This is a genomic window from Novosphingobium sp. 9 (assembly GCF_025340265.1).
In the GTDB taxonomy this organism is placed as follows: Bacteria; Pseudomonadota; Alphaproteobacteria; order Sphingomonadales; family Sphingomonadaceae; genus Novosphingobium.
The window spans coordinates 656,858-675,000 of sequence record NZ_CP022707.1 but is presented as its reverse complement, the minus strand read 5'-3'; the positions used below and the strand labels follow the sequence as shown (position 1 = coordinate 675,000).

Sequence of the window (18,143 nt, the reverse complement as noted above, 5' to 3'; positions counted from 1 at the left end):
TGCTGGTTGTTGTAGAACGAGTGGATGAGATCGCGCGTGACGACGCCGTGCGGCAGCGGATCGCCCGCAGGGGTCTTCAGAGCGAACGGGGCATTGGGCAACGTCGGCAGATCGTCCGGCCCGATCTGATACTCGGTGTGCTGCACGACCTGCTTGTCCGGAACGAGGCCTTCCCAGATCTTGGGCAGATGCGGCAGCAACGAACCATCGCGATCGCGCTGGGCGGTGCGCTCGGCCGGAACATTGGCCAGCGGTTCGGCAAGCCCCGGAAAGTCGGCGAACAGATTGTTGAAGCTGCGGTTCTCGGCATAGATCACGACAACCGTATCGATCGCCGCAGCGAGCTGGGCGTCCGTGACTGGCCGTGAGGAGCCCTTGGGGCTGGCGACGCGTGCTTCGGCAGATGTACTGCCACTGGCAACGCTGGCCGCGCCCAGAGCCGCCAATCCTCCAAGGAACACACGCCGGTCGGTGCTGAGGGGCTTGCGGTCTTCGGAATCGTTCTGGCTCATCGGGGGCATACTCCTGTCTGGCGCGGCTGCTACGCCCCCTTTGTGACCACACGGCGACGATCGTCAATTGCAACGGCAACGATTCTCGCCAGCGCGTCCGTCTATTTCGCGCCCTCAATCCAGCGCTCCTCAATCCACCGGCACGAGCCGCATCGCCGCACCGCCACCCGGCGCCAGCCAGAGCGGATAGGTATCGCCTTTCGCGATCGTCACGGTGTCATAGGCGATGCGGTGACGTGCATCGGTGAGGTAGGTCGCGCCCGCGCCATCCTTCCACACCGACATGCGGTAACGCTTGCCTGCCGGCAGGAAGTCGAACGTCAAGGTCAGATCGCGCGCGGATGCATCGTTGACGCCGCCGACGAACCATTCCTCGCTATTGCGGTCCTTGCGCGCGAAGATCGCATAGTCGCCCACCTCGCCGGCAATCAGATGGCTCTCCGCCCAGTCGGTCGGCACATGCTCGATAAAGGCCATTTCGCGCGGGTGCGCCTTGAGGTTCTCGATGAAGTCGGCCGCCATCTCGATCGGCGAGTAGATCGCAAGGTAGAGCCCGAGCTGCTTGGCCAGCGTGGACGCGAGCGGCGCATGATCGGCGCCTTCCAGGCTCAGCACGCCGGGCGTGAAGTCCATCGGGCCGGACAGCATCCGGGTATAGACCAGCGTCGGCTCATGATCCGGCCCGTTCGCAAAGGCGCCCCAGGCGTTGTATTCCATACCCCGCGCCCCTTCGCGCGAGACCCAGTTGGGATACGTGCGGCGAAGGCCGGTGTCCTTCACCGGCTCGTGCGCATCGATCGCGATGTGGTGCCGGGCTGCGGCCTCCACCACGGCGAGGTGATGTTCCACCTGACGCTGGCCGTCATGCCATTCCATCCGCAGCGGTCCCGCCGGATCGCCGGCCCTGTCGCTGTCGGCGATGATGCCGCCGCCATCGGCGACATAGCCGGTCTTCACCACTTCGACGCCGTGCTGCTGGTAAAGCGCCATGGCCTCTTCAAGGTGACGTTCGTAGTTGGCGATATTCCCGCCGGTCTCGTGATGACCGATCAGATGGACGCCCTTCTTCGCGCCGTACTTCGTCACGGCATCGAGATCGAAATCGGGTGTGGCCTGGGTGAAGCTGAACTCGTCGCCATGGCCGAACCAGTCGCCATTCCAGCCCCTGTTCCAGCCCTCGACCAGCACCCCACGAAAACCGTGGGCAGCGGCGAAGTCCATGTACTGCTTGGTGCGCGCCGTCGTGGCACCGTGACGCGGGCCTTCGGCCCAGGTCCAGTCGCCGCGGATCATGCCCCACCAGATACCGATATAGCGCACCGGGTGAACCCAGCTGACATCGCCCAGCTTGTTGGGCTCGTTGAGGTTGAGTTCGAGATCGTTCTCGACCAGCCCGGCGGCACTGTCAGCGATGCGGATCGTGCGCCATGGCGTATCGAACGGCAGGTCGCGCACCACCCGTGCGCCGCCCGAACCCGGCGAAAGCGTGGTGCGGAACAGCTGACCATCGGCGCGCTTGAACCAGTATCCCGAATAGTCGACCAGCGCCGCCTCGTGGAAAGCCAGATGCGTGCCGTCATCGAGCCGCATGGTGATCGGGGTGTGTGCGGTGGAGACGGCATCGATCGGGGTCTTCTGATAGACCTGCTCGTAGCGGTTCCACTCGCCCCCCGGAATCCACCACGCCGTGCCCTTGGGCGCGATCGAGAACTCGGTCGTCTCATCGGCGATATGCATGGTCTTCAGGCCGGATTGCTGCGGCATCTCGTAGCGAAAGCCGATACCGTCATCGAACAGGCGGAAGCGAATATTCATCAGCCGTCCGCCCTGCTGCGGCGACTGTTGCAGGCGCACCAGCACTTCGTTGTGATGATCACGCACGAAGCGACGCTCGCCCCAGGGCTGTTCCCAGGTGCTGTCGGCGCTGGCGGTCTGGCTGCCCAGAATCGTGAAGCCGCGAACGAGATTGAGCCCGTCGGTCAGGATGAAGCCCAGCTTCGAGGGCGCGATCAGCAGCTTGCCCTTGCGCGACAGCGACCAGACCGGGCGACTGTCGTTGTCGATCGCGACGGTAAGCACCAGCGAACCATCGGGCGAGGTCGCCGTCACGCTCTTGGCCGGAACAGCACTGGGCGTACCGACTTGCGCCAGAGCAGGCACCGTCGGCACGAATGTCGCCAGCGCAAGGCTGGCGGCGGCCATCAGACCAAACGGCTTCATGTCGGTTCTCCTTCGCGTATCCAGATTGCGCCGAAACGCGGCAGAACGCCGGGTTTCGCGCCGTTGACGGCGGCGAGCACCTGCCCGGCGGTGGTGATAATGTCGGGCCAACCGCTATCGTGACCTGCCAGCTCGAAAACGGTGATCACGCTTTGCCCGGCTTCGCGACGACGCAGGACAAGGCGGCTTTCATCGGCCAGCAGCACCTCGCAGGTTCCGCGACGCAAGGCGGGGGACGCGCTGCGGACGGACAGCAGATCGCGCGTGAGGTTCAGTTGCGATGTGGCATCTACCTCCTGCCCATCGACAGCGCGCGCCAGATTCTGTGCCGAGAGCGGCAACCACGGTGCCCCGGCGCTGAAACCGCCGTTGCGCGCCTCGCCCTGCCACGGCAGCGGCGTGCGTACACCGTCGCGGGACAGCGTTAGCGGCCAGTTCGCAATGGCTTCGGGGTCCTGCAGTTGCTCGAACGGCACCTCGTCCTGCAGAAGGCCCAGCTCCTCGCCCTGAAAGAGGATGGGATTGCCGCGCAGCGACAGCAACAGCATCGCCTTCATCCGCGCGAAAGCCTCGCGATCCTCAGGCATACACCAGCGCGACAGGGCGCGGGGCGCATCGTGGTTCTCGAAGGCCCAGCTCGGCCAGCCAGCCCCCGGCTCGTCACTCCATGCCGCCAGCGCTGCAGCGACCAGAGCCGGTGTCAGCGCCTCTGCATAGAGGAAGTCGAAGCCATAGGCGCTGTCCAGCCGGGCGCGGCCCTTCGTGAAGTGCTGCATCTCGCGCCGGGCATCGCGCCCGCCGACCTCGGCCAGCGAGAACGTATCGGGATAGCTGGCGATCAGCGCCTGCAACCGCTCGATGAAACGGACGATGTCCGGGTGCGACTGATTGTAGGTCTGCAACTGGAAATCGAACGGCCGCGTCCGCACGCTGCCGTCATCGGGGGCAGGCGGATTATCGCGCAGCAGCGGATCGTGCATCGTGAAGTTCAGCGCATCGATGCGAAACCCGGAAACGCCGCGATCCAGCCAGAACCGCGCGACGTTCAGCAGCGCCTCCTGCACCTCGGGCAAATGACAGTTGAGCTGCGGCTGCGCGCTGAGGAAGTTATGCAGGTAATACTGCCCGCGCCGCGCATCCCAGCACCACGAAGGCCCACCGAACACGGATTGCCAGTTGTTCGGCGGCGAGCCATCAGGCTTGGGATCGGCCCAGACGTACCAATCCGCCTTGGCGTTGGTGCGACCGCTGCGGCTTTCCGCGAACCAGGGATGCCGGTCGGAAGTATGGGCATAGACCTGATCGACGATCACTTTCAGGCCAAGATCACGTGCCCGCGCCATCAGCGCATCGAAATCGGCCAGCGTTCCGAAAATCGGATCAACGTCGCAGTAATCGGCGATGTCATAGCCGAAATCGACCATCGGCGAGGTGTAGAACGGCGAAACCCAGATGGCATCCACGCCCAGCCGGGCCACGTGATCGAGGCGATCGGCGATCCCGGCGAGGTCACCGATCCCGTCGCCATTCGCGTCCATGAAGCTGCGAGGATAGATCTGGTAGATCGCCGCGCCACACCACCATTCGCTATTGGTATCTGTCATTGCGAACCTTTCGGGCCGTCCGTTTTCTCAGGGCTTCGCCGCGCAAACCGCGAAGCCGAAGGGCGCTAGCGTCACCTCCAGCGAGCCTGGCGCCGCCACAGTCGTCGCACAGCCTTCTCCCGCCAGAACATCGAACCGGCTCGATCCCGCCTCGACCTGCACCGGTGCCGACAGCGGTTGCGCCGACGTGTTGAAGGCCAGCAGCACTTCGCGTCCTGTCACCGGATCGAAGCGGGAAACGGCGAACAGCCCCGGCGTGTCCGAGGATGCCCGCAGCACTGTGCGGCCATCAGTCAGTGCCGGGGTTGCCCGGCGCAGTCTCGCCAGGCTGGCGATGAAACGATACAGCGGCTGCTGCGGATCGAAATTCGAGGCCGCCGTGCTCGCGGAACTGCCGACCAGCGCTTCTGCATTGTAGAGCGCGACGTGCGAGGGAAACATGTCCTGCCGCGCGCGCTGATCTCCGTCAGTCCCGGCAAAGCCCTGCTCATCGCCATAGTAGATCGTCGGCACACCGCGCAGGGTCAGCAGCATGGCATGCGCCAGCCGATCCCGTGCGAGGATTTCCGCAGGCGAGGCTTTCGGGTTCGCCTTTTCCAGAAACATCGCGATCCGCCCGGCATCGTGATTGCCCAGGAAGGTCGGCAGTTGCATCGCCGCTGCCTTGCCGCCTTCGTAAAGAGCATCGTCTTCGACCATACGGGCGAGATCCTGCGAGCCTGCGCTGCCATCGGTCGCCGAAATCACCGCGTGCATGAAGGCAAAGTCCAGCACGGCAGGCAGTCCGGAATTGCGCGTCCACGAGGCCAGCAGCGCGGGATCGTACCCGTCCGTGGTCACTTCCCCGAAGATATGGAAGTTGGGAATGCCCTTCGCCTTTGCACGGGCCTGCATCGCGGGCACGAACTGGCGCCAGAACGCGGGATTGACGTGCTTGGCGGTGTCGATGCGGAAGCCGTCGATGCCGAAGCGGTCGATCCAGTCTCCATAGATGTCGATCATCCCCGACACCACGCGCGGATTCTCGGTCGCCAGATCGTCGAGACCGACGAAATCGCCGTATTGCGCGCTTTCGCCCTTCCAGTCCGTATTGCCGCGATTGTGATACCAGATCGGGTCGTTCAGCCAGGCGGGCACCTTTACGTGCGCTTCGTCCTTGGGAACGACAGGCGTGTAAGCAAAGGCCGGATCGACGAGTTTCGTCCAGTTTGCCGGATCGGGATTGTCATCTCCTGCGAACCCCGCGTTGATCGGCGCGCCCGAAACGCCGCCCTTGCGGGAGAACGGATAGGCCGCTTTCGAGCGATAGGGATAGCCCTGCGCCGCGCCCTCGCGATACTGGATCACGTCCGCCGTATGGTTGACGATGATGTCCATGTAGACCTTCATGCCCCGCGCGTGGGCAGCATCGACCAGCGCCTTGAAATCGGCATCGGTGCCGAGATGCGGGTCGACATGGGTGAAGTCGGTGATCCAGTAGCCGTGATACCCGGCACTTTCCTGCCCCTTCGGCCCCTGCACCGGCTTGTTCTTGAACACCGGCCCGACCCAGATCGCGCTGGCGCCAAGGTTCTGGATGTAATCCAGCCGCCTGGTCAGGCCCTTGAGATCGCCACCGTGGTAGAAGGCCTTGTCCGAAGGATCGAACCCGGTGTGCAGCCGATCGCCCTTCAGCCCGCCGTGATCGTTCGCGGGATCGCCGTTCTCGAAACGGTCGGGCAGGACGAAGTAGATCACCTCCTGCTCGGGCTTGCGGGCGCGCATGTCCTCGACCGGCCCCGCCTGAGCCGTGCCGACCGCGAGGGACGAGAATGCGGCGGCGAGCAGGAATTGGGCGGGGCGTGAACGATGAAACACGAAATATGTCCTCTGCATCAAGTCTGCGAAGCGGGAGGGCGGCGTGCCGAAAACATGCCCGGCACGCCGCCGCTTTTGCACATCCGGACGGGGAGGATTGATCCGCCCGGTCGTGCCCGTCCGCTCAGGGGAAGCGGACGATCGGGTTCACTCAGAACTTGTAGGTGAAGCCGGCCAGGAACCGGCGGCCATAGCGCTGGTAGTCGATGACCTGACGCGTATCGCCGGGGTTGCTGGTGATGAACGGCGCATCGGTAAGATTCTGGCCCTGAATGTAGAGCGAGAGCCCCTCCAGCGCACTGCCGGGCTGGAAATCGTAGCCGATCTGCGCATCGACGATGGTCTCTGCCGCCGCCCGGCGCCGCACGCGGTTGGCGCCGAAGCCGGAAACCTCGCCGATGAAGGTCGAGCGATAGCGCACCGATCCGCGGGCATTGAAGCCCCACTTCTCGAAGTAGGCGGTGCCGTTGATGACCCATTTCGAATAACCCGGAAGTGCGCTTGACGGTTCACCCGGCTCCGGCGCGATCTTTGACTTGGTGTATGATCCCGAGCCAGTGAAACCGAAGCCCGAAAGCGCGGGCACGAGTTCTTCCAGCGGCAACGTGGCCGCCAGTTCCACGCCGTAGAGCTTGCCGCCGTTGCCGTTGATCGGCACGTTGATCTGCGCCGTCGGCGAAACGCTGATGCCGTCACCCGGGCTGGCGAGCGCCAGCTGGCTGGTCGGGATGGTGATATCCTGATTGTAGACGTAGGTCTTCAGATCCTTCCAGAAGAACTGGGCCGCCAGATACCCCTTTGCGCCGAAGTACTTTTCAAAGGTCAGATCGAGCGCATTGGCGCGCCATGGGCGAAGGTCCGGATTGCCGGAATCGCCCGTCACCTGCGCCACGTCGCCGGTGATGGTGTAGCCGACGCTCAGCGAAGCGCGCATGTCGTCCAAGCGCGGACGAACGATCTCACGGGCCGCACCGAAGCGCACCACAAAGTCGTTGGGGAAGCGCAGAGACAGGTTGAGACTGGGCAGAACGTCCCAGTAATCGGTGCTGGCGTTGCGCTGCTCGGACCCGACGTTGGGCGAACCGTTGGCATTGGTGCCCAGCAGCACGGCGGTGGCCCCGCGCGACTTCTGCTCGGTCCAGTTCGCCTGCACACCGACATTGCCGGTGAACTTCGCCGAGCCCATGTCGGCATCGAAATTCGCCTGCAGGTAGCCCGTCATCACGCGTTCGTTGATGGCGTAGCTTTTGACCACGACATCGCCGTAGGGGTTGGCGACAAGGTTGTAGATGCCCGAATTGATCAGCGCGACCGGATCGTAGCTGATGACCGGGCCAAGGCCGAGGTAGGAAAGCTCGGTCGTACCCTGACGGAACTCGTCCGGCACCGGGACGCTGGTGGTTCCATCGGTGTTCGCCTTGAGCCCCAGGAAATACTCCTGCGGCACCAGAGACTTGGAGCGGTTCGTATAATTCCACCCCGCCTGGATCGAGCTTAGTACGCCGTCCATCTTCTTCTCGACGCCCAACCGGTATTGCCACAGCCGATCGCGGATCATGCGGTTGTTGTAATAGCCGTCCTGCCCGCCAAGGATCGTGGTGCCATCGGTGCCGATCTGGGTGCCGCCCCACCCCTGCGGACTGGTGAGCAGGATCGTGTCGTAATCGCCGTAATCGAGCAGGTGCGTGAAGCTCGCCCCGTCGGACGCGCTGTGGAAGCCGATCGAATCGGTTGCGCCCGAACCCAGACGCCCGGTGCCCGCGTATGTCTCGGCCACCAGTTCGCTGCGGTCTGTGCGCGAATAGCTGATGTCCGCCGTGGCATTCCAGCCGTCATCGCCTTCCCACGCGCCGTTCAGGCCGAAGGAATAGAGCTTGGCGTGGCGCCGGAAGGCATCGTTGCGCACGATGCCCTTCACCTCGTCAAAGGTGCCGTCGGTGATGAGGCCGTCCGAAGCGGTGTAGCCATCGCGCAAGGGGCCGGGCCCCAGTAGAGCGGCAGTTCGATGCCGCGCTTGATCTGGTCGTCCTTGAAGTCCGAATAGAACCCGTCGAGCGTGAAGGTCAGCTGCGGTTCGGGTCGCCACTGCACCGTGCCGTTGACGCCAAGGCGCTTCAACGTGGTGGACGTGACATAGGACTTCGAGCCGCCGATCACCTTGTTGGTCGCATCGACATCGGCATAGCCCCAGGAGTTGAACTCCTGAATCTGGTAGGGCTCGTTCGTATAGCTGGCGCCCAGCGCGACGCCGATGGTGTCGTTTGCGAACTGGTCGACGTACATCGCGTTGACGCGGTAGCCCTTGTCGCGCGAACCGGCATTCAGCTTGCCAAGATCGGCATAGGAGCCGCGCGCGCCCACCGAGACGATGCGCTTGCCCGCATCCAGCGGCCGGATCGTGCGCATGTCCACAGTGCCCGAAAGCCCCTGCCCGATCAGGCTGGCCATCGGCGTCTTGTAGACGTTGACGGCGCTGATCATTTCCGAGGGATACTGGTCGTACTCCACCGCGCGGTTGTCGCCGGTCGAGGTCTGCTCACGCCCGTTTAGCAGCGTGGTCGAGAAATCGGGCGCGAAACCGCGGATCGAAATGGCGTTGGAGCGGCCCGAAACACGCTGCGAGGTCAGACCCGGCAGACGCGCGATCGATTCGGCGATCGAGGCGTCGGGCAGCTTGCCGATATCCTCTGCCGAAACCGATTCGACGATCTGCTGCGCCTGCTTCTTGCGGTTGACCGCGCTTTCCAGACTGGCGCGAAAGCCGGTGACGATGATCGTTCCTTCGGCCGGAGCCTCGTTCTCGACCGGATCGGTCGCGTCCTGCGCCAGAACCGGCGTGGCGAAACCACCCAGCCCTGCGGCGAGAAACGCCGTGGCGATTGCCGTCAACGACGACCCGCGACGCGCGGGCGAATACATGCGAAGCGACATCTCAATCCTCCTCCTCAAGTCCGGTGCCCGGAAGATGCCCTTCCCGAGTCCCGTGGCCTGCCCGGCGATTGTTCGCCGTGGCGTGGTCCTTGCCCTGCGTTTAGACCGCGACGAGGCAATGCATAATATGGCATACGTATGCGCAACATTGGTGCAAACTGGATGCAACATAAAAGCCACGGCGATACGCCCGTTCGGTCCCGTGGCCAGAATGCCATGACCGGCAGTGCGTGACGATCCGGCGAACTGCGTGCAATCTCGTCAACGAACGGCATCGAGGCAACGGGGGGAGAGACAGAAGACACATGGGACGAAAGCCCACCAACCGGCCGACCAGTTTCGATATCGCCTATCGTGCGGGCGTCTCGCAGCCCACCGTCAGCCGGGCGCTGCGCGGCCATCGCTCGGTCAGCGCCGAGACCCGCGCCCGGATCGAGACGATCGCGCGCGAACTGAACTACTCGGTCGACAAGAACGCCTCGTCGCTGCGCTCGCAACGCTCGAACAGCATCGCCCTGCTGTTCTTCGAGGAGCAGACACCCGGCGATTCCAAGATCAACCCGTTCTTCCTCGCCATGCTCTCCTCGATCACCCGGCGCTGCGCCGATCACGGGCTGGACCTGCTGATCTCGTTCCAGAAGATGGAGGACGACTGGCACGTGCGCTATCAGGACAGCCACCGGGCCGACGGGCTGATCCTGCTGGGCTATGGTGACTACACGCTCTATCGCAGCCGCCTGCGCCAGCTGGTCGCACAGGGCACGCAGTTCGTGCGCTGGGGCGCGCTTGGCGAGCAGGCCATCGGCACCACCATCGGCTCGGACAACCATGGCGCAGGGATGCTTGCCGGGCACCACCTGATTGCCAATGGCGCGCGCCGGATCGCCTTCATCGGCCAGGCGGACGAGCACTATCCCGAATTTGCCGAACGCTATCGCGGGCTCTGCGCCGCCATGGTCGAAGCGGGGCTTGAAGCCGACCCGGCGCTGGTCCGTGCGGCGATCAGCCACGAAGACCTCGGCCATGCCGCAACGCGCGACCTGCTGGAGAGCGACGCGCGATTCGACGCGGTGTTCGCCGCCAGCGACCTGATCGCCATCGGCGTGCTGCGCGCGCTGGGGGAAGCCGGGCTTTCCGTCCCCGCCGACGTCCAGCTGATCGGTTTCGACGATCTGCCCGCCGCCTCGATGGCCCGCCCGCCGCTGACCACCGTGATGCAGGACCTGCGAGGCGCAGGCGAGCGGCTCGTCGATGCGCTGGTCGCCCGGATCGAGGGGCGCGAGCCGCCCCCCGTCGCGCTGGAAACGCGACTGGTGGTGCGCGGCTCGACCGGGCGATAGGCCCTAGGCGAGGCCATGCATTCGTATGCGTAAGGCCCCTCGCTTGTGAGAGGCCCGCGTGCATGCGATGCGGGCGGATCGGCCGACGCGGCACAAGTCTTGCGCGGCCTGTGAGAGGATCGTTGCCGCATGCATGACACCCGCCCCGACGACGCGCTGCGCCCGGACCACTGGCGCAAACCCCGGCAAGGCTGGGTAGGGCTGTTCAACATCAGCTTCGGCTTCTTCGGCATCCAGATCGGCTTCGCCTTGCAGAACGCGAACATGAGCCGGGTCTTCCAGTCGCTCGGCTCCTCGATCGAGGATCTGCCCGCACTGTGGATCGCCGCGCCGCTGACGGGGCTGCTGGTGCAACCGATCGTCGGCCACCTCTCGGACCGGACATGGCTGGGCCGCCTCGGGCGGCGGCGTCCCTATTTTCTGGCAGGTGCGCTGCTGGCCGCTGTGGCGCTCGTCGCCATGCCGATGAGTTCCTCGCTGCTGATGGCAGCCACGCTGCTGTGGATGCTGGACGCCAGCCTCAACATATCGATGGAGCCGTTCCGCGCCTTCGTGGGCGATATGCTCGACAGGCGCCAGCACACGGCAGGCTTCGCGGTGCAGACCGCCTTCATCGGCGCGGGCGCCGTGATCGGCTCGCTGTTTCCCTATCTGCTGGATCACTGGGGCATCAGCAATGTGGCGGCGCATGGCACACTGCCCGAAACCGTGCGGCTGAGCTTCCGCGTCGGCGGCGTGGCGCTGCTGGCCGCCGTGCTCTGGACGGTCCTGACCACGCGAGAATATGCCCCGGATGAAATGGCAAGGTTCGGTGAAGCCAGCGGCGCTTCGGACGGATCGGAAACCACCGCCGCCCTCGCCCGGCGTCATCCGCTGGCGGGGCTGACGTGGATCGCCGCAGGCGTGGTGGTGGCGCTGGGCGTGAGGGCATGGGCGCTGGAGAAGGAAGTCTATCTCCTGGCCGCGCTGTTGGCGGGATACGGGCTGTGCGTGACCGTTGCGATCCTGATGGCCCGTGCGGGACGACCTGCCGGAATGCTCGGCTCGATCGTCGGTGACTTTTCCGGCATGCCGCCGATCATGAAGCGGCTGGCGGTGGTGCAGTTCTTCAGCTGGTCTGCGCTGTTCATCATGTGGATCAACACGACGCCGGTGGTCGCAATGATCCAGTTCGGCACCGACGATCCGGCCAGTCCTGTGTATCAGCAGGCAGCCAACTGGGTAGGCGTGCTGTTCTCGGTCTACAACGGCGTCGCCGCGCTGGCAGCACTGGTGCTGCTGCCCTGGCTCTCTGCCCGGATCGGCAAGGCGCGCACCCATGCGCTGTGCCTCACGCTGGGTGCAGCCGGATTCGCCGGGTTCATGCTGGTGCGCGATCCCCATGCGCTGATCGCTTGCGAGATCGGCATCGGCATCGCCTGGGCCTCGATACTCGCCATGCCCTATGCGATGCTGGCCAGCGCCCTGCCGCAGGCGAAGCTGGGCATCTACATGGGGCTGTTCAACGTCTTCGTCGTGCTGCCGCAACTGCTGGTGGCGACCGTGATGGGCTCGATCATGAAGGCACTGTTCCCGGGCCAGCCGGTCTGGACGATGGCCTTTGCGGGCGGGACTCTACTGATCGCCGCGCTGGTCTCGCTACGGGTGCGCGAGAACGCCTGAGAGTCCGTTTGAAAATTCGCGAAAGGCGAATTTTGCGGCACCGGCCCTCTCCCCCACCCTACCACCCGCAGGATACTACCGTTGGGTGGTAGGGTGGGGGAGAGGGCCGGTGCCGCCTCAAAAATGCCCCCGCAGGCATTTTTCAAACAGACTCTGACCTCAGACGCCGAGCAGTCCTGCCACGCGCGCCGCCGCCGGGCGCCAGTCCACACCGCGCCCTTCGAGCCATGCCTCGTCATAGTAGGTACAGCCGTAGCGCTCGCCGCCATCGCACAGCAGCGTCACGATGGAACCGCCCTGCCCGGCCACCGCCATTTCCTCGATCACCTGCGCACAGGCCCACAGGTTCGTGCCGGTCGAGCCGCCGACATGGCGCCCGAGGCGGTCCGACAGCGCCCGCATCGCGCCGATGCTCTGGGCATCCTCCACCGCGATCATGCGATCGACCACGCCCTGCACGAAGCTGGGCTCCACGCGCGGGCGACCGATCCCTCGATGCACGAGGCCTGACCTTCAGGTAGCGCCACTTGTGAACGGTCGGCATAGTGGCGGTGGAAGATAGATTGAACCGGATCGGCCACGCACAGCTGCGTCGCGTGGCGCTGGTAGCGGATGAAGCGCCCGATGGTGGCCGAGGTGCCGCCGGTGCCCGCCCCGCAGACGATCCAGGCCGGCACCGGATGCTCTTCGCGCGCCATCTGCGCGAAGATACTCTCGGCGATATTGTTGTTGCCGCGCCAGTCGGTCGCGCGCTCGGCATAGGTGAACTGGTCGATGTAGTGCCCGCCCGTCTCCGCCGCGAGCCGATGCGCGGTCTCGTAGACGGTGCGCGGATCGGCAACGGTGTGGATCTCGCCACCCTGGAAGCGGATCGCATCGAGCTTGGGCTGCGCGGTCGAGGCTGGCACCACTGCGATGAAGCGCAGGCCGAGCATCCGCGCAAAGTATGCCTCGCTCACCGCCGTCGAGCCCGAAGAGGCCTCGATCACGCAGGTATCGGGGCCGATCCACTCGTTGCACAGGGCATAGAGAAACAGCGAGCGGGCCAGGCGATGCTTGAGGCTGCCGGTCGGGTGCGAGCTTTCGTCCTTCAAGTACAGCGTGATCCCCGGATGGCGCGGCAGGTCCAGCCGGATCAGGTGGGTGTCCGCCGACCGGTTGTAGTCCGCCTCGATCCGCCGCACCGCCTCGGCCAGCCACGCCCGGTGAGAGGCAAGCGGGGTCGAAGCGGCGGCGGTGGTGACGGTCATGAGGTGGCGTATCCCGAAGCGGATGAAAGCGAAGCGGCGCTACTAGCGGGTAAAGTCCATCTTGTCAGGCCTGCAAGATACCGCGCGGCGCCATCGCCGCCGGACCGGGATCGGGTCGTCCATGCAGCAGGTTGCGCCGCAGCCCCACCAGCGCCACCACCGCGCGGCGGCGCTGCTCCACGCCTTCCCAGCGCGAGGCATGGCGCAGGCACGCATCTATGGCGCGCACCACGGCCTGCGGATCGGCCGTTTTGCCCTGCTCCACGAAAGCCCCGATCCGTGCCATCAGCACATCGATGGCACGCTGCGATCCCGGCCTCAGGCCCTGTGCGGTCTCGCGCAGTTCGGCCATGCAGATGCCGGTGCGGATATCGCGCAGAAGCGCCGTCACCACCGGTTCGGGGTCCATCCGCAGGAACGAGAGGCGCGGTGCGAGCACGGCGATGCGATCCAGCATCAGGTATGTCCAGGCCGAAAGCATCTTCGGTTTCGGTGCGCGGGCCCGCTGGGCCAGTTCGCGCCGTCCGGTGCGCAACATCACCTTCACGCTGCGCCTGAGGCCCGGAACGCGGGTCAGGCTCATCGCCAGCAGGCTGACCGCCGTGCCGAAACCCTGCGCCATCGCCGTGTTCAGCACTTGCGGCACGGTCCCGCCGAAATTGTTCGCCAGCATCAGGAAGCCGGGAAAGCTGTTGAACATGCCGATCGCGAACAGCCCCGTGCTGCGACGTGGCGTCAGGGCGCCCATGACCAGAAAGGTCGGTGCCAGCACGCCCGCCAGCGTCACGAAATCGGTCACACGCGGCAGGATCGCACCGACATAGATCACCGCGAGCACCCCGCCCGTGAAGGTGCCGAGCAGAACCTGCCGCATGACAGGGCGCGCATCGTCGAGACTGGAGAACAGCGCGGTCCATACACCTGCGAAGATCACCGCCATCGCCCCATCGGGCCACTCGGTCAGAATCCAGATCGCCGATGTGGTGAGCACCGCCAGAACCGTACCGATCGCACCGCGCAGCGCGATGCCGTGATCGCGATGGGTCAGAACGCGGCCTCCCTCGCTCTGGCCCTCGCCCCGCAGCGACAACCGGCGCCGGCGGTCATACGCGCCATGGTCGAGCGCACCGGCCAGCGTGGTGCAGCGGTGCCAGCCGTCGATCATGATCTCCAGACGGCCGAGAAAGTTCGCCAGCACCGCATCTTCCCAAAGCAGCGGATGCGCGAGCGTGGGCATCAGCGCGCGGGTCCGGCGCCGCAGGGCATCCCAGTCCGCCGGGCTGGTCTGGTGGTCGCCAACCGCCCGCGCCACATCCTGCCGCAGCACATCCACGCTTTCCGGAACCGCTGCGCCCAGCTGGCGCAGTCGGTCCTCCACACCGCCGATGAACGGCAGCAGGCGCGAAAGCTCCAGTTGCAACGCCCTTGTTGCGCGGGCGGTGGGCGAGCGAAAACCACTCTCGAACGAGAGGTGGACGATCAACTGGTGCAGGTCGTGCAGGTCGGTCGCCAGCTTGCGCCGCTCCGCCTCGCTGGCGTTGGAAGCCAGCAGCAGCGCGTCATGAAGCCAGCGGCGCACGTCACCCAGAATCGAATGAACCCGACGCCGGGTATGCGCCAGCGTCGATGTCGGCAGCACGACGATATGGACCAGCGTGCTACAACTGATGCCGAGCAGGATTTCCTGCAGGCGCAGCGCCGCGATCGTGAAGATGTGGCCGGGATCGGCAACCGAAGGAAAGCCGATGATCGCTGCGGTATATCCCGCCAGCGCGAAGGAATAGGATCGCGGGCTGCGGTCGAGCAGGCTGAGATAGCTGCACAGCCCCAGCCACCCGGCCAGCCCCAGACAGAGCAGTTCGGGCGCATTGACCAGTACCGGCACCATCAGCACCGCCACGATCGCGCCGGTGATCGTGCCCACGATACGGAACGCGCTTTTGGACAGCACCGCGCCCGCCAGCGGCTGCGCGGTGATATAGGACGTGATGACCGCCCAATAGGGCCGATCCAGCCCGATCCGCATGGCGATCCACAGCGCCGCCATCGCCGCGACGAAGGCCTTCAGCGCAAAGACCGCCTCGAACAGGTCGGTCCCTTGCGCGAGCGCGGTGATCCTACGATAGATGCGGCTGTCCAATGGTCGAACTCGAATCCAGTCATGTCGACGAGCTGTCGGCGCTGCTTGCCATCGCCGATGCGGGGTCTTTCGTCGCGGCAGGACGCCTGCTGGAGCGGCATCCGACCGTGGTGTCCAAGCGCGTCGCCGCGCTGGAGCGGCGTCTCGGCGTCCGGCTGATCGAGCGTACCACGCGCCGCATCCGCCTGACCGAAGCCGCCTTGCGTCTGGTCGACAAGCTACGGTCCGCCCGCAGGCTGATCGCCGAGGCCCAGCAGGAGGCCAGCGAAGGCGCCGTGCAGCTGCGCGGCAAGCTGCGGCTCGCGTTTCCCGCCGCGATGGGCCGCATGTGGCTGGCTGCGATGCTGCCCGATTTCCTCGCGCGCTATCCCGATCTGGAGGTCGAGGTCGACTATGCCGAGCGTTTCGTCGATCTGGTGGCCGAGGGCTATGATGCGGCGGTGCGGGTCGGCGTGCTGGCCGACAACCGGCTGATCGCACGGCGGCTTTGCGACCACCGCCGTATCCTCTGCGCCTCGCCCGGCTACCTCGAACGCCGGGGCATACCACAGGCGCCCGCCGAAATCGCCGCCCATGCCTGCCTCGGTTTCACGGGCTATGCCTCGTATCCGGAATGGCGCCTGTCTGACGGGAAGCGGCGCGAAACCGTGGAAGTGCGCGGCGCCCTGCGTGCCAACGATACCGCCGCGCTGCTCGAAGCGGCGCGTGCGGATGTCGGCATTCTGGGGGTCGGCGAATGTATCGTCGCCCGCGATCTGGCGGCAGGAACGCTTGTGCGTGTGCTGCCCGAATGGAGCTTCGACACAGAGGCCGGCATCCATATCGTGCGCCCCTCGGCCCGTCTGGCTCCGGCACGAACCACGGCTTTCGCCGAATGGATCATCGAACGGTTCACGCCCGCGCCGCCGTGGGATGCCCGACTTTCCGGCGAAGGCTGAGGACGCGGGGCAAAGGAAGAGAGGCGCAAGGGGGGGCATCGCGACTTTCCAGGGAAAAGCGGGAAAGTCCGCGCCCTTGCGCCCGAATTGCGCCTACGGCAATGCAAACAATTGCAGGACAATCCTGCATCTGTTGCAGCAATGGGGCGTTTTTCTACCCTTCTGCGTCGAGTCCGCTCCAGCGATAGACCGCATAACTGACCAGCCAGCAGACCACGAACACCGCGATAATGACGAAGCCCAGCGTGTTGAACTGGCCCGACAGCGCCGAAGCCCCGGACCAGACACCACCCGTCAGCCCGAACTTTTCCGACAGCAGCGCCGCCGTCTCGATCGAGCCGATCACCAGCGCGATCAGTGCCGAGATCGAGGTAATGACGATATTGTAGTAGAGCTTGCGGATCGGCTTCACGAAGGCCCACTCGTAAGCGCCCAGCATGATGACGCCATCGGCGGTGTCGACCAGCGCCATGCCCACCGCGAACAGCACCGGGAAAACCAGCACCGTACCCAGCGAAATCCCGTCCGCCGCATGCGCGCCGGACAGTCCCAGGATCGCCACTTCGGTTGCAGTGTCGAAGCCGAGGCCGAACAGGAAGCCCAGCGGCGCCATGTGCCAGGCATGGTTCACCAGCCGGAACACCGGGCGCAGGATACGCGCGATCAGCCCGCGTCCCGCAAGCAACATGTCGAGGTCGTCCTCTTCATAGCTGCCGCCGCGTCGCACCTGCTGGAAACGCTGCCAGACGCCGCGCAGGATCGCCAGATTCATGATCGCGATCACGAACAGGAACGTCGCTGAAACGATCGTGGCGATCACCCCGCCCGATTGCCCGACAGCCTTGAAATCCTCGATGGAACTGGCTGCCAATGCGATCGTGGTCGCCGCGATCAGGACGATGGCGGAATGCCCGATCGCGAACCACAGCCCCACCGTGACCGGGCGCTGGGCGTCCTGCATGAGCTTGCGGGTAACGTTGTCGATCGCCGCGATATGATCGGCATCGACGGCGTGGCGCAGGCCCAGACTCCAGGCGAGCAGCGCCGTGCCGAGCATGACCGGGCTGTGATGGAACACGCTGAAAGCCCAGCCCCAGACCAACAGATTGACGCCTGCCAGCACGGCGAACAGCAGCGTGATACGCCCTCGCAGCGAAACGGAAGGAGGATAGGAACTTGCGACCATGGCGAAACGGGAACCTCTGTCGGCGTCAGCGAACCTGACAGGGGCCTGCCGCAAGCGGTCGACGCGAGACATGCCGGACGGACGCCAGCCTGCGTCCGGCCCTGCCCGGCCGATGCGGCCCCTGCCGCACGTTGCGTCGCTCAGACGGAAGCGTTCCGTGCCTTGGCCATCCCCTGGACCCGGGCAAGAGCGACCGGACGCCGGCAGGTCTCCTGGCTCACGGGTCAAGGCTCGATGCAAGGCCTTCCCGAGCCTCGCACGATTTAGCGTCCGACCCAGTGGCTGGCGGCTCGGGGGGTTCTCGCCCGTCCGCGCATATGCATCTCGCTCACCGCTTACAGTTGCAGGGACAGCTGCGGAATGGGGCACGCGAAAGGCGCCCGCACCGCATTCCCTATTAAGCCTCTTGTCGAAGCACCGGCGCGATCCTGTCCAATGCTGACGTTACCGCCAATATCGAACCTGATCGTACCTATGGTGCCGTATCAATCCGTGCAAGCACC

At 65.3% G+C, this 18,143-nt stretch carries 9 protein-coding genes, 2 pseudogenes and 1 riboswitch (1 of these 12 cut by a window edge); of the genes and pseudogenes, 3 read left to right on the top strand and 8 right to left on the bottom strand.

Annotation, left to right across the window (positions count from 1 at the left end):
• The 5 genes and pseudogenes from acpA to CI805_RS03275 all read right to left on the bottom strand — a co-directional run.
• Nucleotides 1-512: the 5' end (the start) of an acid phosphatase gene (gene acpA / locus CI805_RS03295; RefSeq protein WP_260926244.1), read on the bottom strand. The gene continues 1,153 nt to the left of window position 1, outside the view; 512 of the gene's 1,665 nt are visible here — the first part of the coding sequence; its start codon is at nucleotides 510-512; its stop codon lies off the left edge, out of view.
• Between the two features lie 129 nt (nucleotides 513-641).
• Complete coding sequence (locus CI805_RS03290) at nucleotides 642-2,732, bottom strand: glycoside hydrolase family 97 protein (RefSeq protein ID WP_260926242.1); 2,091 nt, start codon at nucleotides 2,730-2,732, stop codon at nucleotides 642-644.
• Nucleotides 2,729-4,336 (bottom strand): alpha-amylase family glycosyl hydrolase, encoded by a 1,608-nt coding sequence (locus CI805_RS03285; RefSeq protein WP_260926240.1) that lies wholly within the window; start codon nucleotides 4,334-4,336, stop codon nucleotides 2,729-2,731. The genes CI805_RS03290 and CI805_RS03285 overlap by 4 nt, the downstream gene beginning before the upstream one ends.
• Nucleotides 4,337-4,363: 27 nt before the next feature.
• Nucleotides 4,364-6,100 carry an alpha-amylase family glycosyl hydrolase gene (locus CI805_RS03280; protein ID WP_260927758.1) on the bottom strand — a complete coding sequence of 579 codons (1,737 nt, stop codon included), beginning with the start codon at nucleotides 6,098-6,100 and terminating at the stop codon, nucleotides 4,364-4,366.
• Between the two features lie 244 nt (nucleotides 6,101-6,344).
• Nucleotides 6,345-9,124, bottom strand: a pseudogene (locus CI805_RS03275) (TonB-dependent receptor).
• Between the two features lie 305 nt (nucleotides 9,125-9,429).
• On the opposite strand from CI805_RS03275, the gene CI805_RS03270 reads away from it, so the two are divergent.
• Nucleotides 9,430-10,464, top strand: coding sequence for a LacI family DNA-binding transcriptional regulator (locus tag CI805_RS03270; protein ID WP_260926238.1), 1,035 nt, complete (start codon nucleotides 9,430-9,432; stop codon nucleotides 10,462-10,464).
• Between the two features lie 129 nt (nucleotides 10,465-10,593).
• Nucleotides 10,594-12,126: an MFS transporter gene (locus tag CI805_RS03265; protein ID WP_260926236.1), complete on the top strand. Its 1,533-nt coding sequence runs from the start codon at nucleotides 10,594-10,596 to the stop codon at nucleotides 12,124-12,126.
• Between the two features lie 159 nt (nucleotides 12,127-12,285).
• Here the strand turns inward: CI805_RS03265 and CI805_RS03260 are convergent.
• Together CI805_RS03260 and CI805_RS03255 are read right to left on the bottom strand one after the other, a co-directional pair.
• A pseudogene (locus CI805_RS03260) lies at nucleotides 12,286-13,376 on the bottom strand (PLP-dependent cysteine synthase family protein).
• Between the two features lie 64 nt (nucleotides 13,377-13,440).
• Nucleotides 13,441-15,516, bottom strand: coding sequence for an FUSC family protein (locus CI805_RS03255; RefSeq protein ID WP_260926234.1), 2,076 nt, complete (start codon nucleotides 15,514-15,516; stop codon nucleotides 13,441-13,443).
• Between CI805_RS03255 and CI805_RS03250 the strand changes: the two genes are divergently transcribed.
• The gene (locus tag CI805_RS03250) at nucleotides 15,516-16,454 is read left to right on the top strand and encodes a LysR family transcriptional regulator (protein ID WP_260926232.1); all 939 of its coding nucleotides are present in this window, start codon (nucleotides 15,516-15,518) and stop codon (nucleotides 16,452-16,454) included. The genes CI805_RS03255 and CI805_RS03250 overlap by 1 nt on opposite strands.
• 154 nt (nucleotides 16,455-16,608) lie before the next feature.
• Here CI805_RS03250 and CI805_RS03245 read toward each other — a convergent pair whose 3' ends face one another.
• Entirely contained in the window at nucleotides 16,609-17,640 is a 1,032-nt protein-coding gene (locus tag CI805_RS03245; RefSeq protein WP_260926230.1) for a HoxN/HupN/NixA family nickel/cobalt transporter, read from the bottom strand.
• 184 nt (nucleotides 17,641-17,824) lie between these two features.
• A riboswitch (cobalamin riboswitch) is annotated at nucleotides 17,825-18,077 on the bottom strand.
• Nucleotides 18,078-18,143: the final 66 nt, after the last annotated feature.